The sequence below is a fragment of the Pseudomonas sp. R4-84 genome, from assembly GCF_054130985.1.
Window position 1 is genome coordinate 2015581 of record NZ_CP096390.1, and the last position, 24584, is coordinate 2040164.

At 61.5% G+C, this 24584-nt stretch carries 24 protein-coding genes; 8 read left to right on the forward strand and 16 right to left on the reverse strand.

What is annotated here, in order from left to right:
• Positions 1–160 precede the first annotated feature (160 nt).
• Together M1D68_RS09360 and M1D68_RS09365 are read left to right on the forward strand one after the other, a co-directional pair.
• A complete protein-coding gene (locus M1D68_RS09360) occupies positions 161–2200 on the forward strand; it encodes an oxidoreductase (RefSeq protein WP_420764625.1) in 2040 nt (679 codons plus the stop codon).
• A gap of 174 nt (positions 2201–2374) precedes the next feature.
• The gene (locus tag M1D68_RS09365; protein ID WP_457970104.1) at positions 2375–3283 is read left to right on the forward strand and encodes a 1-aminocyclopropane-1-carboxylate deaminase/D-cysteine desulfhydrase; all 909 of its coding nucleotides are present in this window, start codon (positions 2375–2377) and stop codon (positions 3281–3283) included.
• Between the two features lie 65 nt (positions 3284–3348).
• On the opposite strand, the gene M1D68_RS09370 is transcribed toward M1D68_RS09365, so the two are convergent.
• Positions 3349–3825, reverse strand: a complete 477-nt coding sequence (locus M1D68_RS09370; protein WP_457970106.1) for a hypothetical protein — start codon at positions 3823–3825, stop codon at positions 3349–3351.
• Positions 3826–3838: 13 nt separating this feature from the next.
• Between M1D68_RS09370 and M1D68_RS09375 the strand changes: the two genes are divergently transcribed.
• A complete protein-coding gene (locus M1D68_RS09375) occupies positions 3839–4120 on the forward strand; it encodes a hypothetical protein (RefSeq protein WP_434563347.1) in 282 nt (93 codons plus the stop codon).
• A 156-nt stretch (positions 4121–4276) separates the two neighbouring features.
• On the opposite strand, the gene M1D68_RS09380 is transcribed toward M1D68_RS09375, so the two are convergent.
• On the reverse strand, positions 4277–5665 hold the full coding sequence (locus M1D68_RS09380; protein ID WP_434563349.1) for a type VI secretion system Vgr family protein: 1389 nt from the start codon (positions 5663–5665) through the stop codon (positions 4277–4279).
• Positions 5666–5881: 216 nt separating this feature from the next.
• Here M1D68_RS09380 and M1D68_RS09385 point away from each other — a divergent pair, with 216 nt between their 5' ends.
• Positions 5882–6586: a YebC/PmpR family DNA-binding transcriptional regulator gene (locus tag M1D68_RS09385; protein WP_420764620.1), complete on the forward strand. Its 705-nt coding sequence runs from the start codon at positions 5882–5884 to the stop codon at positions 6584–6586.
• Positions 6587–6593: 7 nt separating this feature from the next.
• On the opposite strand, the gene M1D68_RS09390 is transcribed toward M1D68_RS09385, so the two are convergent.
• The 8 genes from M1D68_RS09390 to M1D68_RS09425 all read right to left on the reverse strand — a co-directional run bounded on the left by M1D68_RS09390 (position 6594) and on the right by M1D68_RS09425 (position 14721).
• On the reverse strand, positions 6594–7934 hold the full coding sequence (locus M1D68_RS09390; protein ID WP_457970108.1) for a leucine-rich repeat-containing protein kinase family protein: 1341 nt from the start codon (positions 7932–7934) through the stop codon (positions 6594–6596).
• An 88-nt stretch (positions 7935–8022) separates the two neighbouring features.
• Complete coding sequence (locus M1D68_RS09395; protein WP_420764618.1) at positions 8023–9084, reverse strand: ABC transporter substrate-binding protein; 1062 nt, start codon at positions 9082–9084, stop codon at positions 8023–8025.
• Positions 9085–9102: 18 nt separating this feature from the next.
• Positions 9103–10218 carry an NAD(P)/FAD-dependent oxidoreductase gene (locus M1D68_RS09400; protein ID WP_434650576.1) on the reverse strand — a complete coding sequence of 372 codons (1116 nt, stop codon included), beginning with the start codon at positions 10216–10218 and terminating at the stop codon, positions 9103–9105.
• Positions 10215–11570 (reverse strand): FAD-dependent oxidoreductase, encoded by a 1356-nt coding sequence (locus M1D68_RS09405; protein WP_457970110.1) that lies wholly within the window; start codon positions 11568–11570, stop codon positions 10215–10217. Before M1D68_RS09405 ends, M1D68_RS09400 begins: the two co-directional genes overlap by 4 nt.
• Positions 11571–11730: 160 nt before the next feature.
• Positions 11731–12021 carry a (2Fe-2S)-binding protein gene (locus M1D68_RS09410; RefSeq protein WP_457970111.1) on the reverse strand — a complete coding sequence of 97 codons (291 nt, stop codon included), beginning with the start codon at positions 12019–12021 and terminating at the stop codon, positions 11731–11733.
• Between the two features lie 7 nt (positions 12022–12028).
• Positions 12029–12823 carry an ABC transporter permease gene (locus M1D68_RS09415; protein ID WP_030140057.1) on the reverse strand — a complete coding sequence of 265 codons (795 nt, stop codon included), beginning with the start codon at positions 12821–12823 and terminating at the stop codon, positions 12029–12031.
• A 6-nt stretch (positions 12824–12829) separates the two neighbouring features.
• Positions 12830–13699 carry an ABC transporter permease gene (locus tag M1D68_RS09420; RefSeq protein WP_457970113.1) on the reverse strand — a complete coding sequence of 290 codons (870 nt, stop codon included), beginning with the start codon at positions 13697–13699 and terminating at the stop codon, positions 12830–12832.
• Complete coding sequence (locus tag M1D68_RS09425) at positions 13696–14721, reverse strand: ABC transporter ATP-binding protein (protein WP_457970115.1); 1026 nt, start codon at positions 14719–14721, stop codon at positions 13696–13698. The genes M1D68_RS09420 and M1D68_RS09425 overlap by 4 nt, the downstream gene beginning before the upstream one ends.
• 244 nt (positions 14722–14965) lie before the next feature.
• Between M1D68_RS09425 and M1D68_RS09430 the strand changes: the two genes are divergently transcribed.
• Complete coding sequence (locus M1D68_RS09430) at positions 14966–15802, forward strand: IclR family transcriptional regulator (protein WP_457970117.1); 837 nt, start codon at positions 14966–14968, stop codon at positions 15800–15802.
• A 134-nt stretch (positions 15803–15936) separates the two neighbouring features.
• On the opposite strand, the gene M1D68_RS09435 is transcribed toward M1D68_RS09430, so the two are convergent.
• Positions 15937–16689, reverse strand: coding sequence for an anti-sigma factor family protein (locus M1D68_RS09435; protein ID WP_457970118.1), 753 nt, complete (start codon positions 16687–16689; stop codon positions 15937–15939).
• On the reverse strand, positions 16686–17192 hold the full coding sequence (locus M1D68_RS09440; protein WP_420764610.1) for a sigma-70 family RNA polymerase sigma factor: 507 nt from the start codon (positions 17190–17192) through the stop codon (positions 16686–16688). Before M1D68_RS09440 ends, M1D68_RS09435 begins: the two co-directional genes overlap by 4 nt.
• 166 nt (positions 17193–17358) lie before the next feature.
• Between M1D68_RS09440 and M1D68_RS09445 the strand changes: the two genes are divergently transcribed.
• A complete protein-coding gene (locus M1D68_RS09445) occupies positions 17359–18438 on the forward strand; it encodes a catalase family peroxidase (RefSeq protein WP_457970120.1) in 1080 nt (359 codons plus the stop codon).
• Positions 18435–18971, forward strand: a complete 537-nt coding sequence (locus M1D68_RS09450) for a cytochrome b (RefSeq protein WP_457970122.1) — start codon at positions 18435–18437, stop codon at positions 18969–18971. Before M1D68_RS09445 ends, M1D68_RS09450 begins: the two co-directional genes overlap by 4 nt.
• Positions 18972–19032: 61 nt before the next feature.
• Here M1D68_RS09450 and M1D68_RS09455 read toward each other — a convergent pair whose 3' ends face one another.
• Both M1D68_RS09455 and M1D68_RS09460 read right to left on the reverse strand, forming a co-directional pair.
• Positions 19033–20184: a M14 family metallopeptidase gene (locus M1D68_RS09455; RefSeq protein WP_434610684.1), complete on the reverse strand. Its 1152-nt coding sequence runs from the start codon at positions 20182–20184 to the stop codon at positions 19033–19035.
• A gap of 487 nt (positions 20185–20671) precedes the next feature.
• On the reverse strand, positions 20672–21013 hold the full coding sequence (locus tag M1D68_RS09460; RefSeq protein WP_434650588.1) for a DUF6124 family protein: 342 nt from the start codon (positions 21011–21013) through the stop codon (positions 20672–20674).
• Between the two features lie 128 nt (positions 21014–21141).
• On the opposite strand from M1D68_RS09460, the gene M1D68_RS09465 reads away from it, so the two are divergent.
• Positions 21142–21789, forward strand: coding sequence for a LexA family protein (locus M1D68_RS09465; protein WP_457970124.1), 648 nt, complete (start codon positions 21142–21144; stop codon positions 21787–21789).
• A gap of 30 nt (positions 21790–21819) precedes the next feature.
• Here M1D68_RS09465 and M1D68_RS09470 read toward each other — a convergent pair whose 3' ends face one another.
• A complete protein-coding gene (locus tag M1D68_RS09470) occupies positions 21820–23769 on the reverse strand; it encodes an acetyl/propionyl/methylcrotonyl-CoA carboxylase subunit alpha (protein ID WP_457970126.1) in 1950 nt (649 codons plus the stop codon).
• Entirely contained in the window at positions 23766–24584 is an 819-nt protein-coding gene (locus tag M1D68_RS09475) for a gamma-carboxygeranoyl-CoA hydratase (RefSeq protein WP_434675048.1), read from the reverse strand. Before M1D68_RS09475 ends, M1D68_RS09470 begins: the two co-directional genes overlap by 4 nt.

Consider the following 24584-nt stretch of genomic DNA (forward strand, 5'->3'; position numbering starts at 1 on the left):
TGGGAAGTCTAGGCGAGCCGATTGTCCTGTGCATTTGGATCATCAACTTGTCAGTTTCGGTCATTGAGCGACCCCATCCCGACTCTTAGGCTGTTACCCATGACTGACGGAGGCCATAGAGCTTCCGCATTTTCCGTGATCGCCCGTAGTGGAGTAACCGATGACCGCCCCTCATTACCCGCATTTGCTGGCCCCGCTGGACCTTGGCTTTACCACGCTGCGCAACCGTACCCTGATGGGGTCGATGCACACCGGTCTTGAAGAAAAGCCCGGTGGCTTCGAGCGCATGGCGGCCTATTTTGCCGAGCGCGCCCGTGGCGGCGTGGGCCTGATGGTCACCGGGGGAATCGGTCCTAACGATGAGGGTGGCGTTTACTCCGGTGCGGCCAAGCTGACCACCGAGGAGGAAGCCCTCAAGCACCAGATCGTCACCCGGGCGGTGCATGAAGCCGGCGGCAAGATCTGCATGCAGATCCTCCATGCCGGACGCTATGCCTATAGCCCCAAGCAGGTGGCACCGAGCGCGATCCAAGCGCCGATCAACCCGTTCAAGCCCAAGGAACTGGACGAAGAGGGCATCGAGAAACAGATCAGCGATTTTGTGACTTGTTCGTTGCTGGCCCAGAAGGCCGAGTACGACGGTGTCGAAATCATGGGCTCGGAAGGCTATTTCATTAACCAGTTTCTGGCGGCCCACACCAACCACCGTACCGACCGTTGGGGGGGCAGTTACGAAAATCGCATGCGCCTCCCAGTGGACATCGTGCGTCGGGTGCGCGAGGCGGTCGGCCCGAATTTCATCATCATCTTCCGTCTGTCGATGCTCGATCTGGTGGAAGGGGGCAGCACCTGGGAAGAGATCGTCCAACTGGCCAAGGCCATCGAGCAGGCCGGTGCGACGATCATCAACACGGGTATCGGTTGGCATGAAGCGCGTATTCCCACCATCGCCACCAAGGTTCCAAGGGCAGCGTTCAGTAAAGTCACCGCCAAGCTGCGCGGTTCGGTGAGCATTCCGTTGATCACCACCAACCGCATCAATACGCCTGAGGTCGCTGAGCAGATCCTGGCCGAGGGCGACGCCGACATGGTGTCCATGGCTCGGCCTTTCCTCGCTGACCCGGAGTTCGTCAACAAGGCAGCCGCTGGCCGGGCGGATGAAATCAATACCTGTATCGGCTGCAACCAGGCCTGCCTGGACCATACGTTCGGTGGCAAGCTCACCAGTTGCCTGGTGAATCCGCGAGCGTGCCATGAGACCGAGCTCAACTACCTGCCAGTGACCCAGGTGAAAAAAATCGCCGTGGTGGGCGCCGGTCCTGCCGGGTTGTCCGCCGCCACCGTGGCGGCCGAGCGCGGCCATCAGGTGACGCTGTTCGATTCGGCCAGTGAAATCGGCGGGCAGTTCAACATCGCCAAGCGTGTGCCCGGCAAGGAGGAGTTTTTCGAAACATTGCGTTATTTCAAGCGCAAGTTGCAGACGAGCCACGTCGAGCTGTGCCTCGATACCCGGGTGGACGTCGCGCAGTTGGTGGCCGGCGGTTTCGATGAAATTATCCTGGCGACCGGCATCGCACCGCGAGTGCCGGCCATCCCGGGCGTGGATCATCCCAAGGTGCTGAGTTACCTGGACGTGATCCTCGAGCGTAAGCCGGTAGGGCGTAGCGTCGCGGTGATCGGTGCAGGTGGGATCGGCTTTGACGTGTCGGAATTCCTCGTACACCAGGGGGTTGCCACCAGCCAGGACCGCGAAGCGTTCTGGAAGGAGTGGGGGATCGATACCCACCTCGAGGCGCGCGGCGGCGTGGCCGGGGTCAAGGCGCAACCTCATGCGCCGGCCCGGCAGGTGTTCCTGTTGCAGCGCAAGAAGTCCAAGGTCGGCGACGGTCTGGGCAAGACCACCGGCTGGATTCATCGCACAGGCTTGAAAAACAAGCAGGTGCAGATGCTCAACAGCGTCGAGTACCTGAAGATCGACGATCAGGGCCTGCACATTCGCATCGGCGAAACGGGCGAGCCGCAAGTGCTGGCGGTGGACAACGTGGTTATCTGCGCCGGCCAGGATCCGCTGCGCGAGTTGCAGGAGGGCTTGGAAGCGGCCGGCCAGACCGTCCACCTTATCGGCGGCGCCGACGTGGCGGCGGAGTTGGATGCCAAGCGCGCGATCAACCAAGGCTCGCGACTGGCGGCGCAGTTGTAAGGCGCAAGTCCTCTGTGGGAGCGAGCCTGCTCGTGATGGCGGTCAGTCAGTTTCAGAAATGTTTGGCTGACCCACCGTTATCGCGAGCAAGCTCGCTGCCACCGTTTTTTCGATGTCAGGACGTTTGCAACCAGCTGTTAATATGCCGGCCTGTTTTCCACCCGACTCGCCGCCATGCTACTTCCCGCTCTCGACTGGCACCCTCAACCTCGCCTCGAACCCCTTCATCTGGACTGGCTCGCCCGGTCCGGCGTCGAGGTGGCAGTGCTGCGCCTGGACCGGATCGATCCGCTGATCAGCGGGAACAAATGGTTCAAGTTGCTTCACCACCTGCGCGCAGCTCATCGGGCCGGTGCTGCAGGTGTGATGAGCCTGGGCGGCGCTCATTCCAACCACCTGCACGCACTTGCCGCAGCGGGCCGGCGCTTTGGGTTCGCGACGGTCGGACTGCTGCGCGGTCATCCCCTGGATACGCCCACGGTGCTCGACTTGAAAGCGTTCGGCATGACGCTGCACTGGTTGGGTTACGAGGGATACCGCAGGCGTCATGACGATGGTTTCTGGACACCCTGGCGGTCGCAATACCCTGAACTCTGGGCGGTGCCGGAAGGGGGGGCAGGCCTGCCCGGCGCGCAAGGCTGCATGAGCTGGGTCGCCTGTGCCCGTGATCAACTGGCGGCGTTGGGCTGGGCGGACTATCACGGCTGGTGGCTGGCCTGCGGCACCGGAACGTCGCTGGCGGGCCTGGTGCTGGCTGAAGCCGGCCAGCGCAAGGTGCATGGCGTCCTGGCGGTGCCCCAAGGCCATGGCGTCAGCCAGAACGTGGAAAACATCGTGAGGGCGGCAGGGCTTGCCGACCCGCTCTACGAGCTGCTCGACGGCAGCCGTGGTGGTTTCGGCCAGGTTGATGCTGATCTCTCCACGTTCATAGAAACCACCCAGGCCATCGAGCTGGAGCCGCTCTACACCGGCAAGGCGTTGATGTTGCTAAAGGCTCAGGTCGAGGCCGGCGCCTTTGAGCCGGGTACTCGGTTGATCTTCGTTCATACGGGTGGCTTGCAGGGGCGTCGGGGGTTTCAGTGAGCCATCAATAAGATCATGTATAGCAATCAATGCTCGCTCTTTCCTACGATCTCCAACATTGTTGTTCAGCTCTGGTTGAAGTTTGCAGGTCTGCTGTTGTGCGGTCGAGATTCTGAAATACTTGCCCGGTCATATTTATATGATCTTTTTCGTTTGTACGGTCTTTTCAAGTTCTCTATCGTTGCCTCAATGTTTTTGGATTTATAAATAAGCGAGCCTGGATCGGCCGGGCCGTATTTATAAAACGAGGAGTAGAACATGGATACGTTCAATGGCAACAACGCACAACACGCTGTCATTAACCGGCAGATGGCGAAACCGCTGCGCCCGAGGCCGACGGCCAAGCCTGGCCTTGTTTCAAAACCGGCGGCCAAGCCTGGCCCGGCCCTCAAGCCCGCACCCAAGCCAATACCAAAGCCCACCCCAAAGCCGGCACCCAAACCAGCGCCCAAGCCAACACCTAAACCAACGCCAAAACCCAATCCGACACCAGCGACGACACCCGGTCCGTCCACTAAACCCACCCCGGCGTGGGCATCCATTCCGTGGCCCACCTTGAACGTGGGTATCGATCCCCTGGCGTTCGTAAACCTGGCAAAATCACCCGGGAGTACCCCGAATAACGATGGGACAGTCTCGCTGGCCGATGGCAGTGTGGTGGATGTCGAAGGTGAATCGGTCACGCGTCCCGATGGAACTATTCAATATGGCGACGGCACGTTGGTATACCTTGATGGGCGTGTAGTATTTGCCGATGGACAGATTCAATTTCCGGATGGGAGTGTGCTATTTCCCGATGGCGAATGGTTTGACATGGACGGGAACAAAAAGAACTGAAGATTTGTATTGTTCAGTTGTTAATGTATGAAACGTTCGATTGGAAATGCCGTGAACTATTGCCGCAATCTCCATGGAGTTGCGGCATTTTTTATCGGAAAGAAAACTTTGAATGAAAAGTGCGCATCGACGAGCCGCAATTGGGTTAGGAAAGGATCATGGTGAGATGTCCGGGGGGTTCAAGAGCCAGTTGAACAGCAGCCCGACATCTTTGTCGCCTGGCTCAGGCGGGGGGGCAGACGGAGGGCCATCGCTGTCCACGGCCGGGCCCACCAATCCTGCACACAATACTGGACGGTCTGGGTCGCCCTCGATGAAGCTGACCAGCACTTCGCTGCCGGCAATCAATGGGGGACGGTCATCGGGCATCGGCCAAGACAGGGGCAACGTGATCGGTTCTTCTTCCGGGCTCCAGAGGCTGACCTCGACTTTACCCTGCTCGTTAGGCCTGGCTTGCTGGCCGGGCGGGCCGAACACGTAGGCGACGTGGTAACCGGCGATACATGGCTTGGGATGCTTGAGCGCCGGGCGGAACACCGTGGACCAAGGGATGGCGCAAAACCGGTTGCGATAATGCCGCGGTTGCGGCGTGGCCGGCGGGTTCGCTTCTAGTATGGAAAATTGCCTTCCTCGGTGCTGGACCTCGGTGATCAGCCATTGATCATTGAAGGACGACACCGGGTGATTGCAGATCTGCGCGATGTGACCGCTGCGCAGGGCTGGTTCTGTGGCGTGGCCATGGATTTCCCGATGCCGATAGCGCAACCGTTCAAGGCTGCGGCGACCCGCCTGGTAGCGGTAAGCCTGTGCCGGATCTTCACGCATTTTTTCTGGGGCCGCGCTTCCAGGCGGGAGTGTCGCCCCTCGGTCGTTGTGGCCGACGGGCGGTCTGGCGATGATCGAATGATGGCGCTGGTATAGCCGCCTGATTGTCGGGTGCCTGTCCGCATCCTGGCGCATGACCAGTTCGACCGGCTGTGCCGGGAAGCTCTTTGGGTCTTCCGCGAATACGGCGACGTGGCCCTGGGGCGCGTGTTCGAAGTGATAGTGAATGCCTTCCTCTTCGCATAACCGCTGCAGCATATCCAAGTCGCTTTCTTCATATTGAATGCAGAACGGGCGAGTCGGATACTGCCCGTGCGGCAGCTCGAAACGATAGCTGTCGGGAGGCACGGCGTTACCTTCCAGCAGGCACTGCAGGATCTGGACAACGTTGAGCCGATGAAAAACCCGCCGTCGTGGCCCTTGTTCCAATTGCTGCAGATGAGGGACCAGCGTCAAGCGATAGCCCACGCGGCGCATGGTGTCGGCGGTCAGGCTGACATAATGCACAACCCCATGTACGCCCGACTCGCCATCAAGGCGTAGGAAAGCTGCCTGCCCCAGCAGACTGTCGGGGCTGACCGGCGGCGCCAGGCCGATCAGGTCAAGGTCGAAGCGGTAAGGCTGGTTCAGGGCCTCACGGCCATTGAGCCGCAGCACTTGCAGGCGCAGGTCGCTTTGAAGGATCGTCAGGCTGAAAGGGTGTTCCGAATCGTTGCGCATTGCGGCCCATGCTGGCTGAAGGATAAGAGTGCAAGGGTACGAAACCCCGGCGCGCAGCGCTGTGCCCGAATCGCTATTTCGGAAACCCCCTACAACACGTTGTGAAAATGTCGATTGGAGGCAGCGATTTTTTGGTCGATCAGCCGGTTTAGGCCGTATAAACTTGCGCCACAGCGCCGGCCAGGTGTCTCGGCGCGTCAGACAAGAGAGTGAGTAATGGGCGCACAGTGGAAGGTTAAACACAAAGAAGCGGCTGCCAACGCCAAGGGCAAGATCTTCGGCAAATTGGTGAAGGAAATCACCATTGCCGCGCGCAACGGTGCTGATGTCGCCACCAACGCGCACCTGCGGCTGGTGGTCGAGCAGGCAAAAAAAGCTTCGATGCCCCGCGAGACCCTGGAGCGCGCGATCAAGAAGGGCTCCGGCCAGCTCGGCGAAACCGTGCAATACCATCGTGTCACCTACGAAGGGTTCGCACCCCATCAGGTGCCGCTGATCGTTGAGTGCGTGACCGACAACATCAACCGTACCGTCGCGGAGATTCGCGTTGCGTTCCGCAAGGGCCAACTGGGTGCCTCGGGTTCGGTGGCCTGGGATTTCAACCACGTGGGCATGATCGAAGCCGCCCCGGACAGCCCCGACGCTGATCCGGAAATGGCCGCCATCGAGGCCGGGGCCCAGGATTTCGAACCGGGCGAGGACGGTGCGACGCTGTTCATCACCGAGCCTGGCGACCTGGACGCCGTGCAAAAGGCGTTGCCGGAGCAAGGCTTCACGGTGTTGTCCGCCAAATTGGGCTATCAGCCGAAAAACCCAGTCAGCGGCCTGACCGATGAGCAGATGGCGGAAGTCGAGGCGTTCCTCGAAGGCCTCGACAACCACGACGACGTGCAGGATATGTTTGTCGGTCTGGCGGGCTAAGCCAAAGTCACTGTGGTGAGGGAGCGAGCTCCTTCACCACTCGCAGCAATTCTTCAATCTCGTCAAACCCCGGCCGCGCCAGTACATCCGGCTGGCAGCACCGCGCCTCGAGGTCTTTCAGTCGTGAAAGATCCTCGTTACCGAGCGCCGGTTCGATCCGCGCCAGCAATTCCCCCAACAGAATCCCGAAGGCCCGCACCTCGATGCGCTGCAACGCCCGTGTTTGCCTGTCTTTTTCGACCGTGGCGTGGAAAGACGCCGCGCCAAAATCCCCCAGCAGGCAATCGCCTTGGTCATTGAAGAGGATGTTGTGGCCGTACAGGTCTCCATGGGTAAGGCCTTGTCGGTGCAAGTGGCACGCCACGCCGGCAATACCCCGGGCGATGCGCAAGGCCACATCGGCGCTCAGGCGCAGTTCATCGGCATACACGTCGCGGGTACAGGATTCCAGGCTCGGCAGCCCGGCCAGGTTGCGGTAATCGGGCCCGATCAGGGCCATCACCAGCCCGGCCTGTTGCTCTGGGTGGCCGTTGGCCTGACCCAGCACCTCGATCAGGTTCGGATGCTTGCCGGCGGTGATGCACGCGTGCATTTCATGCAATGGCGAGCCATCGCTGGTCATCTGGCCTTTGTAGAGCTTGACCGCGACGTCGCGCCTGGCCTTGCCGGGCGGTTGCCAAAGTGCATGGTAGATCACGCCCGAAGCCCCTTCGCCCAATGAACGCTGCAAGCTCAACTGCGACCAATCGATCGGCGTGGCGGCATGCAGCGCCTGGGTATCGCCTTGCGCTTGCAATGGATTGCCGGCGTAGGCCAGCCAACTGAGGCTCGGCATTTCCAGCAGCCAGGAGGGCAGTTCGGTCAGTTGATTGGCGCAAACACGCAGCAATTCGAGGCGATGACACCGGGCCAGGCTCGGCGGCAATTGCCGCAGGCGATTACCGGCCAGCATCAATTTCTGCAGATGGGGACGCCGGCCCAGCTCATCCGGCAGCTGGCTGACGCAATTGTCGGTCAAGATCAACCAGCGCAGCAGCGGCGGCAAGGCTGCGCCCGTGACGCGCTCGATGCGGTTGGCCTTGAAGCCGACCATGGTCAATGCGCTGCAACGGCCCAGGCATTCAGGCAGTTCGGTGAAGCGGTTGTCCGAACAGAACAGTATCCGCAAGCGAGTAAGCCGATGGAGATCCGCTGGCAGCGTTTCGAGTTGATTGCCGCTCAGGTCGAGGATTTCGAGCGAGTCCGCCAGGTCGTAAATTTCCTGAGGAAACTCCGTCAGGCCGCACGACAGCTTCAGTCGGGCAATGCCCGATAGCTGGCCGGTTTGGAGTTGGGTGAGGGTCTGCATTGGGGAAGTCGCTGCTATCAAGGGGCCGAGCGCAATGGTGAAACCGGCGCAGGCCCGCATGATAAACAAAAAGGTTGCGCCAGTGCTTCTAGCGCTCGATGCTGCGGTTCCACCGCGCATTCCACGCCGGACGTTGTTCATTGACCTGATCCCAATCCACCGCGATCGCGGTTTCCAGGTACTGCTTCATCGCTTCCACTTGGCCTCGCGTCTTTTCGGTGGTCGGCGTGTTGGGGTTGGACGGGATCTGGTCGCCTTCTTCAAGGGCGATGGCCTGGGCTTCGGGCGTCAGCAGGAAGGCAGCGAGTTTTTGCGCGAGTTCGGGTTCGCTGTTCTGGGCGACGGCACATTCGGCGACGTTCAGCACCACCGCGCCTTCCTTCGGTTGTGCATACTCGACCGGCATGCCCTTGAGTTTCAACGCGGTGACCTGGGTCGGCGTCAACGGGAACAGCGCCGCTTCGTCCGTCTGCAACATCTCGGAGATTTTCGCCGAGCTGGGGATGTACTCCAGCACGTTGCGCCCGACGGTGTTCGGCCACGCCTTGAAGCCTGGCTCGACGTCAGTTTCGCTGCCGCCCTGGATCCGGTTGAACATCAGAAAACCGTGCAGGCCGAAGGTTGAGGAGGCCATCGATTGAAACACCACCTTGTCCTTGAATCGCGGGTCCGCCAGATCCATCCAGGACGTCGGCGTGTTCCAGCCTTTTTCCTTGAACAGCCGCGTGTTGTAGGCCAGTCCGGTGACGCCGAGGCTGACGGCGACGGCCTGGTCCTTGATGCGGCCCTTGGCCGGAATCTGTGCCAGGGGGGCGCTGTCCTGCAGCTTGTCGCACAGCCCCATGGCGATGGCGCGGTACATGATGCCATCGTCCAGGAACATCACGTGCATCTGCGGGTTGCCCTTGCTGGCCTGGACCTTGGCCAGGATGTCGGCCGAAGTGCCCGGCACGATCACCACCTTGACATTGTTGGCCTTCTCGAAGGCCGGCAAGACCTTGTCGGCATAAAGCCGCTCCATGGTGCCGCCGTTCATGCCCAGGTAAAGCGTCGGCTCGGCCAACGCCTGGGTAACGGGGAGCAGGGCGCCCAGGCAAGCGGAACCCAGCGAGCAGAAGCCGAACAGTGCACTGCGTTTGACGTTATTCATTAGCGCGACCTTCCTCTATCAAGCAACGGAGATGGAGTGGAACCGGGTGATGGAAAACGCATCCAGCGGCGTGGACGAAGCCCCGCTGCAGATGATTTCGGTGAGCGCCTGGCCCACCGCCGGGCCGATCTGGAAGCCCGCGCCGGCGAAACCGAACGCATGCAAGAGACCGGGTTGGGTGCTGCTGGGGCCGATTACCGGTTGGCGATCGGGCAGGTAGCCTTCGGTGCCGCTCCAGGTGCGGATCGCCTGGGCGCCCTCCAGAAAAGGGTAGAGTTCGACGGCCTGGCGCAGGATCTCGATGACCGCGTGCTGGCCGGGCCTGGCGCGGGCGTCGTCCAGTGCGAAGCCCTGGCCCCCTCCCAGCACGCAATTGCCCCGGGCGACCTGGCGCGCATAGATGCCGCCGCCTTCGACGCCCGTGCTGGCGTCCATCACCACGGGCAGCGGCTCGGTCACCAGCATCGCTGGGTGCCCGGCGTGCATCGGCACTGCTTCGCCGAACTGCGCGGCGAAGCGGCTCGCCCAGGCGCCAGCGCAATTCAGTAGCCACGGCGCGCGACATTCGAGGCCGGTTTCGGTGTGCACGGCAAAGCGTTGGCCGTCATGAGTGACGTGGCTGACCGGGCATTGTTCGTGAACCTGTGCGCCATGCCTGCGGGCCGCCTGGGCAAATGCCGGCGAGACCAGCCGCGGGTTGGCGTGACCATCGTCCGGGCACAGCGAGGCGCCGACCGCGACGGTGCCGACCCAGGGAAACCGTCTGCGTAATTCGTCGCGATCCAGCAGTTGCAAATCGAGGCCAAAGCCCTGACTGCTGGCGGCGTAGTTCTGCAATGAACGCAGGTCATCGAGGCTGCGTGCCAACTTCAGATGGCCGCTGCGCTGATACTCGCCGTCGATGCCAATCAACTGCGGCAATTGACCCCAGATTTCATGGGCACGTTGCGACAGCGGCAACTGAGACAAGGGCCGGCCCTGGCGCCGCACGCCGCCGTAGTTCACGCCGCTGGAATGCGAGCCGCAGAAGTCTCGTTCCAACAGCGCCACGCGGCGTCCGGCCTTGCTCAAAAACAGTGCGGCCGAGGCGCCGACGATGCCGCCACCAATGATTACTGCATCGACCTCGATCATGGCTCGACCTCCAGGCCAAACGGCACGGGCTTGACTGGTGCCTGTGCCCGCAGGCGCCCGATGTCCCGGATGTCGCGGCCACTTGCGCAAGCGATGATTTCCGCGGCGGCGGCACCGCACATCCGCCCCTGGCAACGGCCCATGCCGACCCGGCAGTGGGCCTTGACCCGGTTGATTTCCCAGTGACCTTCGCCCACGACCTGGCGGATATCGCCGACGCTGACTTCTTCGCAGCGGCAAATCATCAAGTTGTCTTGAGCGAGGCTCGCCCACTCATCAGGGAAGGCAAAGGCCTGCTCCAGGCCTTGGCGGAAATTACCGATGCGTTCGAGAGACTGTTCCAACTGGGCGCAACGTTGCGGGTCGACTCGGTAGCCGAGGTCTTCGAGCAGTGCCAGGGCGGCGCGCTCGCCGGCCATTTCGGCGGCGTCGGCGCCCATGATCCCAGCGCCGTCACCGGCCAGGTAGACCCCGGCCGAACTGCTGCGACCGGCGCTGTCGCGTTGCGGTAGCCAGGCGCGATTGAGCGGGTTCCAGGCAAACTCGCAGCCCAGCAGATCGGCCAGTTGGGTTTCACTGCGCAAGCCGTGGGCGAAGGCGACCGCATCACAATCGAGCGTGTGCTCGCCCTTTTTGTTTCGCCACTTCAACGACTGTACCCGGCGTTTCCCGTCGATGTGCGCAAGGGTGGCGCCTTGATGCACCGGGATACCATGTGTCGTCAGCCAGGCGCGGTAATAGAGGCCTTTGGCGAGCGTGGCCGGTTGTGCGAGCAGGCCCGGCAGAGCCCGGGTCTGCGCGCTCAAGGGCGAACTGTCGAGTACCGCGGCGACGTTTGCGCCGGCCTTGGCGTATTGGTACGCCACCAGATAAAGCAATGGCCCGCTGCCCGCGAATACCACCCGTTCACCAATGGCGCAGCCTTGGAATTTAAGGGCGATCTGCGCCGCGCCCAGGCTGTAGACGCCCGGCAGGGTCCAGCCGGGGACCGGCAGAATCCTGTCGGTGGCCCCCGTTGCGACGATCACGTTGGCGTAATCCAGGCGATCGGCGCGGCCCTCATGCAAGGTATCCAACTGACCGGCTTCAGCGTTCCAGACCAGCGTGTCGGGGCGGTAGTCGAGCTGCTCGCGCAACGTATCGAGGGTCTGGTGGATGGCGTTGGCCTTTGTTGCTTCGAAACCATAAAGCTTGCGCGCAGACCGGCTGAAATTGACGGGCTGGCGTCGGTAGATCTGCCCGCCACCGCGGGCGGCTTCGTCCAGCAGGATCGGGTAGATGCCATGGGCGACCAAGGTTTGCGCGGCGCGGATACCGGCGGGGCCGGCGCCGATGATGACGATGGGTTTCATGGCAACCCCACCGGCAACGGATTTTCGCTGCTGTCGAGGCCGCCTTCGCGAGCAAGCTCGCTCCCACATGGGATCTGTCGTGGATGCCGATTGTGCGTACGCCGCAGGTCACCTGTGGGAGCGAGCTTGCTCGCGATGGGGCCATACCTGTCAAAGCCGTTCATACCTGCCGCCCCGGTTCGCGATTGATCTGCTGGCCAGCTTCGAGCATCGTCGAGCAGGCGCGCACGCGGCGGCCGTCGCCCAGTCGGACCCAGCAATCCTGGCAGGCGTTCATCAGGCAGAAGCCGGCGCGGGGCTCGGCGCTGAAATCGCTGCCGCGCAGGTGTTCGCCGCAGGTCAGTACCGCGGTGAGCACGGTATCGCCAAGCAAGCCGCTGGCGGGTTCGCCGTCGAGCAGGAAATCCAGGGCCGGGCGGTCGTTTTCGGCCAGTCGTTTCAGCAGAGCCATGGTGCCCTCATTGTTTGCCTACCAGGACTCGATCCAGGCCATACACCCGGTCGAGCAGAATCATGGTCAGCGCCGTCAGCGCGATCACCAGTGCCGACACTGCCGCCATCATCGGATCGATGGATTCAGTGGCGTAGACGTACATGCGCACCGGCAAGGTTTGCGTGGCCGGCGAGGTGACGAAAATCGACAGCGTGACTTCATCGAAACTGTTGATGAACGCCAGCAACCAGCCTCCGGCGACGCCGGGCAAAATCATCGGCAAGGTGATCTGGCGGAACAGGGTGAAACGACCGGCGCCCAATGACTGCGCGGCTTGCTCGGCGCTGCGATCCAGGCCGATGGCCGAGGCCAATACCAGGCGCAGCACATATGGCGTGATCACCAGCACATGGGCGAAGATCAGCCAGCTGAAGTTGCCGTTCACGCCCATCAGTGCAAACAGCCGCAGCAACGCGACGCCCAGCACCAAATGCGGAATGATGATCGGCGACAGGAACAGGCCGTTGAAAAAATCCCTGCCAGGAAACTCCAACCGGGTGATCGCCAAGGCCGCCGGCACCGCGATCAGTGTCGCCAGCGAGGCCGCGCTGAACGCCAGGATGAGGCTGTTGTAGAACGCATCGACAAAATCCGCGCGCTCGAACACGGCACGAAACCAGCGCAGGGAAAATTCCGTGGTGGGCAAGCTCAGGGTGTTTTCCGGCGTGAAGGCGACCAGGCAGACCACCACCAGCGGCGCCAGCATGAACACCACTACCAAGGCATGAAACAACAGGGCGAAAGGACCGTTCCTGGACATGAAGAATTACCCCAGTGATTTCTTGTAGCGGCCTTCGATCATGCGGTTCCACGACAGCATGATCAGAAGATTGAGCAACAACAGCGCGACGGCAATGGCCGCGCCCATCGGCCAGTTCAGTTCCGACAGGTATTGGTCGTAGATCAGCGTGGCGACCATTTTCAGGCGGCGCCCGCCGAGCAGGCCGGGGATGGCGAACGAACTGGCGGCGAGGCCGAACACGATCAGCGTGCCGGACAATACGCCCGGCATGATCTGTGGCAGCACCACCTTGCGGATCACCGTGAATTGGCTCGCGCCCAGGGATAGGGCGGCCTGTTCGGCGGCGGGATCAAGTTTTTGCAGCGAGGTCCACACCGGAATGATCATGAACGGCAGCATCACGTGCACCAGGGCGATGACCACCGCGAACGGTGTGTAGAGCAGCTTCATGGGTGAACCGCCGAGGGCTTGCAGCGTCTGGTTGATCAGGCCATCGGCGCCGAGCAGCAGGCTCCAGCCGAACGCTCGCACCACCACCGAAATCAGTAGCGGCGTAAGGATCAGGATCAAAAAGATCGAACGCCACGGCGCGCCCATGCGGCTGAGGATGTACGCCTCGGGTACGCCGATCACCACGCACAGCAACGTGGTTAGGGCGCTGATCCAGAACGTGCGCAGGAAGATTTCGTAGAAGTACGGGTCGCCCAGAAGGCTGGTGTAGTGCTCGAAGGTGTAGGCGTCGCCGTCGATACCCGAGCCGTAGTCGAAAACATTGAACGACAGCACGAGCGTCAGACCAAGGGGAATCACCAGCAGGCCCAGGTACAAGGCCAGGGCCGGGGCTGACATCCAATAGCCTTGGCGGCCGCGCTTCATGACATCGATCAGCTTCATGCCAACACCTCATCCACGCTCAACACACGCAGCAGCGCCGGATCCCAGTCCAGACCCACGGCGGTGCCTTCGGCCAGGGGCGCCGAGCCGTCGTTGCGCCGTACCACGCTGAGTTCGCCCAGAGGGGTGCAGACGCCATACAGCCATTGGCTACCGAGGAAAAAACGCTGGGTGACGGTGCCTTGCAGTCGTCCCGAGCCGGGGGCGCACAGGTCGATTTTTTCGGGACGCAGGCTCAGGGTCAGCTCACCTTTACCGGTGCTGCTGGCTTGCACGAGGCCGGCGCTATCACGTTCGCCGGGCAGCAGATTGGCCTTGCCGACGAAGCCGGAAATGAACTCGGTGCGCGGGTGCTCGTAAAGGGTGTAGGGCGCGTCGATCTGGGTGATGCGGCCGGCCTGCATGACCACCACTCGATCGCTTATCGAAAGCGCCTCGGATTGGTCATGCGTGACCATCAATGTGGTGATGCCGACTTCGCGCTGGATGCGGCGGATTTCGAACTGCATTTCCTCACGCAGGTTGGCGTCGAGGTTGGACAAGGGTTCGTCGAGCAGCAGCACCGGCGGTTCGATCACCAGCGCCCGGGCCAATGCCACGCGCTGACGCTGGCCGCCCGAGAGTTCTCGCGGGTAACGCTCGGCATGCCGGTCCAGGCGCACCAGCTTGAGTACGCGATCGACCCGGGACTGCAATTCTGCGCTGGGCACCTTGCGCATGCGCAAGCCGAAGGCGACGTTGTCTTTGACGGTCATGTGGGGAAACAGCGCGTAACTCTGGAACACCACGCCCAGGCCGCGGCTGGCGGGCTTGGCATGAGTGATGTCGCGCCCGTCCAGCAGGATCCGGCCGCTGCTGGCCTCAACGAAGCCGGCGATCATTTGCAGGGTGGTGGTCTTGCCGCAACCGGACGGCCCTAGCAGAGAGACGAATTCGCCTTTCTCCACACAGAGGTTGGTGGCGACCACGGCGTCCAGGTCGCCATACCGTTTGCTCAAGTCTTGAAGTTGCACGAAAGCCATGACTGCGCTCCACCTGAGATTGTTATGCGTCGCCGCGAGGCGCGCTTTTTTGTATGGGCAGATACGAAAGGATGTCGCGGGGTGCGTTGGCGCTCGACTTACGTCGGCTGCCGCTGTTGTTCGAATCGCCCCTGTATGGACGCAGAGTAGGACGAAGAATAGGATGGGCTCAATGGACTATTTCACTGAAGCGATGACTATTTTCGGTTTCTTTCGGTGAATAAATAACTGAGTAAAAAATCCTATGTCTGATTCCATTGAGCGGAATACCGAAAAGATTGAAGTAGGGGTTGGCTCGGTTTCTCGGTTGTTTGCCGTTTTGCGCAGCCTGGGCGAGACCGCAGAGGGCGGCGAGCGAGTCACGCAACTGGCCCAGCGCATTGGCCTGTCCCAGCCCACAACGCACCGCTTGCTGCGCAACCTGATGGACGAAGGCATGGTCGAGCAGGATGCGCGCAGCAAACGCTACCGCTTGAGCCTGGACTTTTTTGCCCTGGCGGCCCGTGCAGGTAACACCGGCAACATGCGGGAACTGGCCAGGCCCGCAATGTTGCGGTTGTCGGCGTCGTTGGGGGATTCGCTATTTCTGCTGGCACGCTGTGGCTTCGATGCGATCTGCCTGGACCGCAGCGAAGGGCCGTTTCCGATCCGCACATTCACCGGCGACATCGGTGGCCGCGTGGCCTTGGGCGTGGGACAGGGCAGCCTGGCGATCCTTGCGTTCCTCCCGGAGGAAGAGCGCGACACGGTGATCCATTACAACCTGCCACGGCTCAAGGATTTTCATTTGTATGATGAGGTTTTCCTGCGCACGGAAGTGGAGAACGTCCGCACGCTGGGTTATGCCGGGCGCAACACCGGGGTGTTGCAGGGCATGGCCGGCGTGGCGGTGCCGATTCTCGATCGTGAGGGACGGGCCGTGGCGGCCTTGAGCGTGGCAACCATCAGCGACCGGCTCGGGCCGGATAGGCTGCCAACGGTGGTGGAGATGCTCAAGCGCGAAGCCGCCCTGATCGGCCCGCGAATCAACCCGTTCGATCCGCTGCTGCGCAGGCCTTCGCAGGTGTTCAGGCAGGGGTGAATACCGATTTTTGGCCTGTCACAAGACCTCTGTGGGAGCGAGCCTGCTCGCGAAGGCGGTATCTCAGTCGACATCATTTCTAACTGTGCGACCGATTTCGCGAGCAGGCTCGCTCCCACAGGGGAAGGTGGTGGTCAGAAATTCAAGGTCTGCTTGAGCTTCTGCGCCGTCGGCGTATCGCTCGGGATGACCATCGCATAATTGTACCCAGGCCCGGACCAATACTCGGCCTGCAGTTCGCCATCGCGCCGGCTGCCACGGGGCAGCAGGATATTTTTTGGACCTGGTGGGCGGATATAGAAGCTGATCTTCAGGCCGCTCGAATCCTGGTAAACCACCATCGCCGCCGCGCCTTGGTCAGTGCTGAGCAATCGCCCGCTGACCGGCGTGAAGCCCGCCGCCGAGAGATCCGGCAAGCGGTCGGCTTGGCTGAAGTAACGGTCGAGCCAGCCTTGCATGCTGTGCTCGTCGCCAGTCTGGTAATCGGCCGGGAGCACGCCCTGCTGGGCAATCAACCGGTACGCCTGCAATGCGTCAGCCATGGGCGCTGCTGCGCTGAGCAGGGTTATCTGTCGGGCCTGCCAGCCGCCCACCCCACCGATACCGACGGCCAGCGTCAAGACCGCTGCGCTGGCGAGAAGGCGGCGCGTACGGTGTTTCATGCGTTGACGGATGACAGTCGGGTCGAGGCTGGGATTGGGTGGGAGTTGCAAGGTTGCGCTCAGGGTTGCGCGCAGATGCTGCGCGTCCTGTTGCCAGGCCCGTACGCGTTTGGCGACGGCGGGGTGGCTGGCCAGGTAGGTTTCAACCTGTCGTCGGTCGGCTTCGCTCAGTTGATGATCGACGTAGGCGTGCAGGTCTTTGTCGCTGGGGGGCAGGGTGATCATTTGAGTATTCGCAGGGCAGGGCGGGCGATTTCGCCGTCGCTGAGTTGGCGCAAGGCCTGGCGGGCCCGTGACAGGCGCGACATCACGGTGCCGGTCGGCACGCCCAGGATGTCGGCGACTTGCTGGTAGCTCAAGCCTTCTACTGACACCCACAGCAATAACGCGCGCTGTTCGGTGGGCAACTGGTCAAAAGCCTGGAGCGACGATTGGGCGATGACGCTGCGCTCGGCGGAAGGGTGTGCATCGTCGCGCCCGGTGAAGAATTCCAGCATGCGTGCGTACCGTCGGGAACGACGATGGGCATCGAGGAACTGCCGGTAAAGGATGGAGAACAGCCAGGCCCGCAAATCACCGTCCGGGCGCTTGTCGTTCCATTTCGACAGGGCCCTTTCCAGGCACGCCTGGACCAGGTCGTCGGCGTTGCTGGGGTTGCGTGTCAGCGACACGGCAAAACGTCTCAGCCGTGGAATGAGCAGGCGCAACTGGTCGTCGAGTTCGTTCATGAGGATGCGTGGCTTCGTGGGCAATCACTGCGTTGGAAAGAAAGACGATCCAGGCACAAGATTATTCCAGTGAACGAAAAATAAATATGAAGCGTGGGAATAATCACGTTGGGCTTTCGTCTGACGGGTCCTTTCCACTAACGGCCTCGTGCCTTGGAGTCTCCAAATGGTTGACCCTTCTTCTGAACGTCGGCCGCCGTTGAGCGCCGCCAGCCTGACATTGCGCCTGACGGCCATTGCCGTGGTCGTTGCTGCGCTGGCCGGGGCGTTTGCCTACGTCAATGGCACACTCGACCCACAACGCCTGACGCCCAAGGCCTTGGTCAATGTGCTGGAAACGAACAACGGGGTCCATGCGGGTTTCCGGCGCAATCACTCCAAGGGCGTCTGCGTTGCCGGTTATTTTGAAAGCAGTGGCGAAGCCCGCGCCTACTCCAGCGCCCAGGTATTCAATGAGCCACGCACGCCTGTGGTCGGTCGTTTTGCGCTGCCCAGCGGCAACCCCTACGCACCGGATGGCAGTGTGCCGATCCGAAGCCTGGCGCTGCGTTTTACCCAGGCCGACGGCCAGCAATGGCGCACCGGTATGAACAGTATGCCGGTGTTCCCGGTGGGTACACCGCAGGCTTTCTTTGAACTGCAACAGGCCCAGTCGCCGGACCCGGCCACGGGCAAACCAAACCCTGGCGCCGTGCCGGCGTTTTTTGCAGCGCATCCCGAGGCAGTGCCGTTCTTGCAATGGATCAAGACGGCCAAGCCATCGGCCAGCTATGCCACTGAAACCTACAACGGCATCAATGCGTTCTACCTGGTGGGCCCTGCCGGACAACGCCAGGCCGTGCGTTGGGGGGTGGTGCCGATAAGCAAGGACGAGGTGGATGCGAGCCCACCCCAAGGCGCCGACTTCCTGGAACAGGACCTGACCAAACGCCTGGCTGGCGGACCACTGCGCTGGCAGTTGAACATCACCTTGGCCAACCCGGGCGATCCGGTCAACGACGCCAGCAAGGCCTGGCCCGCCGATCGCAAGGTGCTCAACGCCGGCACCCTGGTGCTGGAGCGCGCCCAGGCGCAGGACAACGGCGATTGCCGCGATATCAACTATGACCCGCTGATCCTGCCCAGTGGGATCGAAGGTTCTGATGATCCGCTGTTGGCCGCTCGTTCGGCGGCCTATGCCAGTTCGTACCTGCGCCGTACCAGCGAAGTCAGCCAGTTGCCCGCCACCCAGGAGTCTCGTCCATGAACGCCCCCCGACATTTCGCGCCGCTGGCTCGGCTGCTGCACTGGATGATGGCCTTGATGATCATCGCCATGTTGTTTATCGGCGCGGGCATGGTCGCCTCCGTGTCTGAGCGCCATGAGTGGCTGCTTCAACTGCACAAACCCCTGGGCATCGCTATTTTGTTGTTGGTGATTGTCCGCCTGGTGGTGCGCTTCACCACGCAGATACCGCCGTTGCCGGCCGACCTGCCGAGCTGGCAGGCCTTGTCGGCCAAGGCTTCGCATGTCTTGTTGTATGCCTTGATGCTGGCGTTGCCACTGTTGGGCTGGGGGATGATATCGGCGGCGGGGGACCCGGTGATGCTCAGCGAGTCGCTTCGGTTGCCTTCCATCCTACCCGCGAATGCCCAGACCTTCGCATGGCTGCGCAAGGCTCATGGTTACCTGGCCTATTTGTTATTCCTGACGGTGCTGGTGCATCTGGCGGCGGCGTTGTTTCACGGCTGGGTGCGCCGGGACGAGGTGTTGCACAGCATGTTGCGCGGCCGGGACTGACCGGGAGGCTCGTGGCGAGGGGCTTGTTCCCTCGCCACAGGGGAACGGCGCTAAAGGGACCTCAGCGCAACTCGTCGACCATGGACTCGAGGGTGCTCAGCACGTCCTTGCCCAGTTGCATGGAGCGTTTGCCGGACCAGCCGGTGTGCGGGTTCGGATGGTCGTCGTGGTCCTTGAAAGGCATCTCCAGGGTCAGCGACAGGCAGTCGTATTTCTGGCCGACCGCGTTGCAAGCCAGCGTCATGTTGGCCTGGCCGGGTTCGTCGCGGGTGTAACCGTGGGCGGTTTGGAAATCCTTGGTCTGGCGTTTGAGATGGCTGCGGAAACGTTCCTCGAGCCCGGCGATGCGTGGTGTGTAGCCGGGGTTACCTTCGCAGCCAGCGGTGAAGACGTGGGGGATTTCTTCGTCGCCATGAGCGTCCAGAAACAGATCAACGCCATACTTTTCCATTTGCTGTTGTACGAAAAATACCTCGGGGCTGATTTCCGGGCTGGCGTTCTGCCAAGCCCGATTCAGGTCCTGGCCCATCGCGTTGGTGCGCAGATGGCCGTGAAACGCGCCATCGGGGTTCATGTTGGGCACCAGATACAGGTCGGCCTTGGCAAGCAGCCGGTTCAGTTGGGCATCGTCATGGTGCTGGAGGCGTTCGATGATGCCTTCCATGAACCACTCGGCCATGTGCTCACCGGGATGTTGCTGCGCAATGATCCAGATTTTGCGCCGTCCTTCGGCACCGCTGCCCTTGCGCAGCAATTGAATATCGCGACCCTCGACGCTCTTGCCGGTCGCCAGCAGTTCGGTGCCAGCCTTGTGCTGCGCTTGTTCGATCAGCCAATCGTGGCGGCCGCGGCTGTAAGGTTCGAAATAGGCGAACCAGGCGTGAGGTTGCTCGGCCTCCAGGTGGAAGCGCAGCGCATCGCCTTCAAATTGCGTAGGAATACGGAACCAGTTGACGTGGTCATAGGAAGCAACGGCTTGATAACCGGTCCACGCTTTGTTGTAGGAGGATTGGCTGGCATTGAGCAGGCGAAAGGAATATTCCTGGCCGACGTGCAACCCGCTGGCCTTGAAGTGAAACCACTGGAAATGGGCGCTACGGGTATCAGGTCTGATTTTCAGCAATGATTGCAACGGGTTGCCGATGTCCACCACTTCGATGTTGCCGCTGTCGAAATTGGCGTTGATATCAAAGGACGATTTAGCCACGGTCACGATTCCTGCCCAGGATTTTTATGGCCGTTACTTTACACGCAAAGAAGGAGAAAACCGGGACGAATTGTTGTTGGGGAAGGGGGCGTCCTCCCTGGACGCATTTGCAGATTAGAGAGTCCCTGATCGATTCTCAAGTGCTGCCTGTCGATCATTCGAACCGGTGCAACGCAGGGGCTTTTGTAAACGAATGTGCATTTGCTATCATCGCCAGCACCGAATTAGCGACACCCAAAGACTTCATTAGCCTGAAGCCATAAGCCGAAAATCGGCAAAAAAAAGACCCGGCAAAAAGCCGGGTCAAAAACCGTGATTAGCCTGATGAGGAGATAATCCAGAAGTCCGACCTAAGGTCTTCTGGCCTATCGACTGATCTCGCGACCAGCTGATGCAATAATAATCATTATCATTTGCAAGTCAAATGTTTTTATTGCGACCATTGGAAATTATTTCCCATGTGGTTATGCAGCCGCCTTTTCCAGCGTTACGCCTAGCGAGTAGGGTAACCGTCCAGCGACCGGTCGATCATGACCTTGACCAAGTCGATCATGTGCACCACCGAAAATGCCAGGTCGCGGCTCGGGCCGCTGAGTCGAGTGGCAGATTCCTGGGCGGTAGCGGCCGCGCAGCGCAGCAGTTCGCAGGCATGAACCAGGGCTTCCTCACCGCTGATGTTGCGGTTCACGTCGAAGAAGCGATGTTCTGCTTGGGCGTGCGCAATACCTGGTTTCAAGTAATAGTCCAAGGCGCGCTTCGCCGCAGGGCAATCCTGAAGCGAGGGAAATGGGCTTTCTGAAGGAGTTGTGGGCTCGTCTTTGTTGGGCTTGTCCATGGTGTCGAGTTTCTCCGTGTTGGTGTGAAATCCTGGATCCAGCTTAGTACGCTTCGTAATTGTGACGACGATTTAAATACTACAATTTGTGTTTTGATGGGCGTGGTCATCCACGTATCGTGCCGTTCATGGATAAATGGATAGAGTTGGTCAAGGCCAAGATGAAGGAGCTGCACATCACGCAAGTGGTGCTCGCAGAGCGTTTGGGGATGTCCCAGGGTGGTGTCGGCCATTGGCTGACCAAGCGCCGGCAGCCCAGTCTTGAAGACATGAACCGGGTGCTTCAGGAGCTCGGACTCGAGTTCCTGGAAGTGGCAATGGTGATCCGCGAACCGGACACCTCCACTGACGAGGGCATGGCGCTGGCGCAGAAGTACAACCCGTACTTCCGCTACCCGGTCAATGACTGGCACGACATCGGCGCGGTTCACGAGGGTGATCTGGTCGGGTACGGGCAGCCGCGCTACGAGCTGACGGACTACCATGCCCAGGGAGACGCTTTCTGGCTGGTGGTGGTAGGCGACGCGATGACTGCGCCAAGCGGGCTGAGCGTCCCTGAGGGCATGTCGATCCTGGTTGATCCGGCGATCGAGGCGGTGCCCGGCAAACTGGTGGTGGCGAAACTGCCCGGCAGCAGCGATGCGACCTTCCGCAAACTGATCGAAGAGAGCGGCCAGCGTTACCTGGTCCCGCTCAATCCCACTTACCCGAAAAATCTATACACAGAGCATTGCCACATCATCGGCGTGGTCGTACAGGCAACCATCAGGTTCTGAAATGCATCGGCCCGGCAAACGGGCCGATACCTATTCTTCCAATGCCACCAGCGCGCTGCCCTCGCTGACCATCTCACCTTCCTGGCAATACAACGCCTTGATCACGCCCGCCTTGGGTGCGCGGATGCTGTGCTCCATCTTCATGGCTTCCAGCACCACCAACTGCGCGCCGGCTTCCACTGGTTGCCCGACACTCACCAGCACCCGCACGATGCTGCCATTCATAGGTGCGACCAAGCCGCCCTGATGGCCGTGGCTGGCCTCGGCGGCGGCTAACGGGTCGTAGACATCGACGCGATGCAAATCGCCCGCCCATTGCAGATAAAGGCTGTCGCCCTGGCGAACAGCCCGATGGCTGCGACGCACGCCGTTACGCTCGATGACCAGGTGCTCCCCCTTGAGCTCGGCGCTACGGGCGGTAACGTCCACCGTTATCGCGCGATCCTGGCCACCACAGACCAGATGCAGGGTGGTTTCCCCTGGCAGCCCCAGGCGCAACCCGGTGCTCTCGGCCCAGGGGGAATTGAGGTCATCCACGCGGACGCGAGGCGTCATGCCCAAGGCAAAGGCAAGGGCCGCCGCGTACCAGAACTCGTCGTCCAATTCGCCAGGTTCGGGCAGTAGTTGCGCTTGGTAGCGTGGGATAAATCCGGTATCGAGTTGCGCCGCTGCAAAGGCCGGGTGGCCGACGATGCGCCGCAGAAAATCGATGTTGGTTCTCAGGCCACCGATGGCGAACTCATCCAGCATCGCGAGCAACCGTAGACGGGCTTGTTCACGGTTTTCGCCCCAGGCGATCAGCTTGCCGAGCATCGGGTCGTAGAACGAAGAAATCTCGTCACCTTCTTCTACGCCGCTGTCGACCCGTCGACCTTCGCCCCCGGCAGACTCACGGTATAACGCCAGGCGTCCGGTGGCGGGGAGGAAATCATTGGCGGGGTCTTCGGCATAAAGCCGTACTTCGATGGCATGGCCCCGCAACGGAACTTGTTCCTGGGTAATCGGCAGCGGTTCGCCTTGGGCCACGCGGATCTGCCAGGCCACCAGATCGAGGCCGGTAATCGCTTCGGTGACCGGATGCTCGACCTGCAGCCGGGTGTTCATCTCCATGAAGAAGAACTCGCCCCGCGAATCCAGCAGGAACTCCACCGTGCCCGCGCCGACATAACCGATGGCCTGGGCGGCGCGCACCGCGGCCTCGCCCATTGCCCGGCGCAGTTCCGTGCTCAGACCCGGAGCGGGAGCCTCTTCGACAACTTTTTGGTGCCGGCGCTGGATCGAGCAATCGCGCTCGTTGAGGTACAGGCAGTGACCGTGTTGGTCGGCGAATACCTGAATTTCCACGTGGCGCGGCTTGAGCAGGTATTTTTCCACCAGCATGCGCGCGTCGCCGAACGATGATTGCGCCTCGCGCTGCGCCGATGCCAGTGCTTCGGCCAGTTGGCTGACGTCTTCCACGACCTTCATGCCCTTGCCGCCGCCACCCGCCGTTGCTTTGAGCAGAACCGGGTATCCGATGCGCTCGGCGGCGGCGCGGAAGGTTTCCAGATCCTGGGCTTCACCGTGATAGCCAGGCACCAGCGGCACGCCGGCGGTTTCCATCAAGGCCTTGGCGGCGGACTTGCTGCCCATGGCGTCGATGGCCGAGGCGGGTGGGCCCAGGAAGATCAGCCCGGCTTTTTCAATGGCCCTGGCGAAGCCGGCATTCTCAGAAAGAAAACCGTAGCCGGGATGGATGGCCTGGGCGCCGCTGGCAAGGGCTGCGGCGATCAGTTTGTCGATTTGCAGGTAGCTGTCGGCGGCCTTGCTACCGCCCAGGTCGACGCGGATATCGGCTTCACGGCAATGGCGCGCGTCACGGTCGGTGGCGCTGTGCACCGCGACGGTAGCCAGGCCCATGGCCTTGGCTGTGCGCATGACGCGGCAGGCGATTTCACCTCGATTGGCGACCAGTAGCGTATTGAGGATAGGGGCGCTCATTGACGCGGCTCCTTGTTGTTCGACTCGGCTTGCCAACTGGGCGGGCGTTTTTGCAGAAAAGCTCGCAAGCCCTCCTGACCTTCAGGGCTGACACGTATCCGGGCGATGGCGTTTTCGGTGTAGCGGCGCAGCGCCGGCGTGAGCGCACCGTTGCCGACTTCACGCAGCAGTTCCTTGCTGGCGCGCATGGCCGCTGGACTGTTGAGCAACAGGTTGTCGATCCATTGCCCGAGCTGATCGTCCAACGTCTCGGCGGGGTAACTTTCCGACAGCAAGCCGATCTCTTTCGCACGTTGTCCGCCGAAGCGTTCGGCGGTCAGGGCGTAACGCCGCGCCGCCCGTTCGCCGATGGCTTGCACCACGAATGGACTGATCACTGCCGGTGCCAGGCCGATGCGCACCTCTGACAGACAAAATTGCGCTTCGTCGGCGCCGATGGCCATGTCGCAGGCGCTGATCAGCCCCAGCGCGCCGCCAAACGCGGCTCCCTGAACCACCGCCAACGTTGGAATCTTCAACTTGGCGAGGTTGTACATCAGCTCCGCCAGTTCCCGGGCGTCGTCCAGGTTGGTGTGGTAATCGAGTTCGGCGGACTGTTGCATCCAGGCCAGGTCCGCGCCGGCGCTGAAGTGTTTGCCCCGGCCACGGAGCAACAGGAAGCGCAGGTTCGGGTCGCTGCCGACCTGGTCCAGGGCGAGAATCAGCTCTCGGATCATCTCGGCGTTGAACGCGTTGTTTTTTGATTCGCGGCTGAGCCACAGGATGGCGAAGCCGCGCGGGTCGGTTTGCAATTCGAGGGTGCTGTACTGAGTCAT

Excerpts from the sequence above, each read along its gene's own strand:
- M1D68_RS09395 (WP_420764618.1), bottom strand. The coding sequence starts at position 9,084 with ATGAATAACGTCAAACGCAGTGCACTGTTCGGCTTCTGCTCGCTGGGT.
- M1D68_RS09365 (WP_457970104.1), top strand. The coding sequence starts at position 2,375 with ATGCTACTTCCCGCTCTCGACTGGCACCCTCAACCTCGCCTCGAACCC.
- M1D68_RS09425 (WP_457970115.1), bottom strand. The coding sequence starts at position 14,721 with ATGGCTTTCGTGCAACTTCAAGACTTGAGCAAACGGTATGGCGACCTG.
- M1D68_RS09400 (WP_434650576.1), bottom strand. The coding sequence starts at position 10,218 with ATGATCGAGGTCGATGCAGTAATCATTGGTGGCGGCATCGTCGGCGCC.
- M1D68_RS09385 (WP_420764620.1), top strand. The coding sequence starts at position 5,882 with ATGGGCGCACAGTGGAAGGTTAAACACAAAGAAGCGGCTGCCAACGCC.
- M1D68_RS09380 (WP_434563349.1), bottom strand. The coding sequence starts at position 5,665 with ATGCGCAACGATTCGGAACACCCTTTCAGCCTGACGATCCTTCAAAGC.
- M1D68_RS09405 (WP_457970110.1), bottom strand. The coding sequence starts at position 11,570 with ATGAAACCCATCGTCATCATCGGCGCCGGCCCCGCCGGTATCCGCGCC.
- M1D68_RS09435 (WP_457970118.1), bottom strand. The coding sequence starts at position 16,689 with ATGATCACCCTGCCCCCCAGCGACAAAGACCTGCACGCCTACGTCGAT.
- M1D68_RS09360 (WP_420764625.1), top strand. The coding sequence starts at position 161 with ATGACCGCCCCTCATTACCCGCATTTGCTGGCCCCGCTGGACCTTGGC.
- M1D68_RS09430 (WP_457970117.1), top strand. The coding sequence starts at position 14,966 with ATGTCTGATTCCATTGAGCGGAATACCGAAAAGATTGAAGTAGGGGTT.
- M1D68_RS09420 (WP_457970113.1), bottom strand. The coding sequence starts at position 13,699 with ATGAAGCTGATCGATGTCATGAAGCGCGGCCGCCAAGGCTATTGGATG.
- M1D68_RS09370 (WP_457970106.1), bottom strand. The coding sequence starts at position 3,825 with ATGGATGCCCACGCCGGGGTGGGTTTAGTGGACGGACCGGGTGTCGTC.
- M1D68_RS09460 (WP_434650588.1), bottom strand. The coding sequence starts at position 21,013 with ATGGACAAGCCCAACAAAGACGAGCCCACAACTCCTTCAGAAAGCCCA.
- M1D68_RS09470 (WP_457970126.1), bottom strand. The coding sequence starts at position 23,769 with ATGAGCGCCCCTATCCTCAATACGCTACTGGTCGCCAATCGAGGTGAA.
- M1D68_RS09450 (WP_457970122.1), top strand. The coding sequence starts at position 18,435 with ATGAACGCCCCCCGACATTTCGCGCCGCTGGCTCGGCTGCTGCACTGG.
- M1D68_RS09415 (WP_030140057.1), bottom strand. The coding sequence starts at position 12,823 with ATGTCCAGGAACGGTCCTTTCGCCCTGTTGTTTCATGCCTTGGTAGTG.
- M1D68_RS09465 (WP_457970124.1), top strand. The coding sequence starts at position 21,142 with ATGGATAAATGGATAGAGTTGGTCAAGGCCAAGATGAAGGAGCTGCAC.
- M1D68_RS09440 (WP_420764610.1), bottom strand. The coding sequence starts at position 17,192 with ATGAACGAACTCGACGACCAGTTGCGCCTGCTCATTCCACGGCTGAGA.
- M1D68_RS09475 (WP_434675048.1), bottom strand. The coding sequence starts at position 24,584 with ATGACTCAGTACAGCACCCTCGAATTGCAAACCGACCCGCGCGGCTTC.
- M1D68_RS09445 (WP_457970120.1), top strand. The coding sequence starts at position 17,359 with ATGGTTGACCCTTCTTCTGAACGTCGGCCGCCGTTGAGCGCCGCCAGC.
- M1D68_RS09410 (WP_457970111.1), bottom strand. The coding sequence starts at position 12,021 with ATGGCTCTGCTGAAACGACTGGCCGAAAACGACCGCCCGGCCCTGGAT.
- M1D68_RS09390 (WP_457970108.1), bottom strand. The coding sequence starts at position 7,934 with ATGCAGACCCTCACCCAACTCCAAACCGGCCAGCTATCGGGCATTGCC.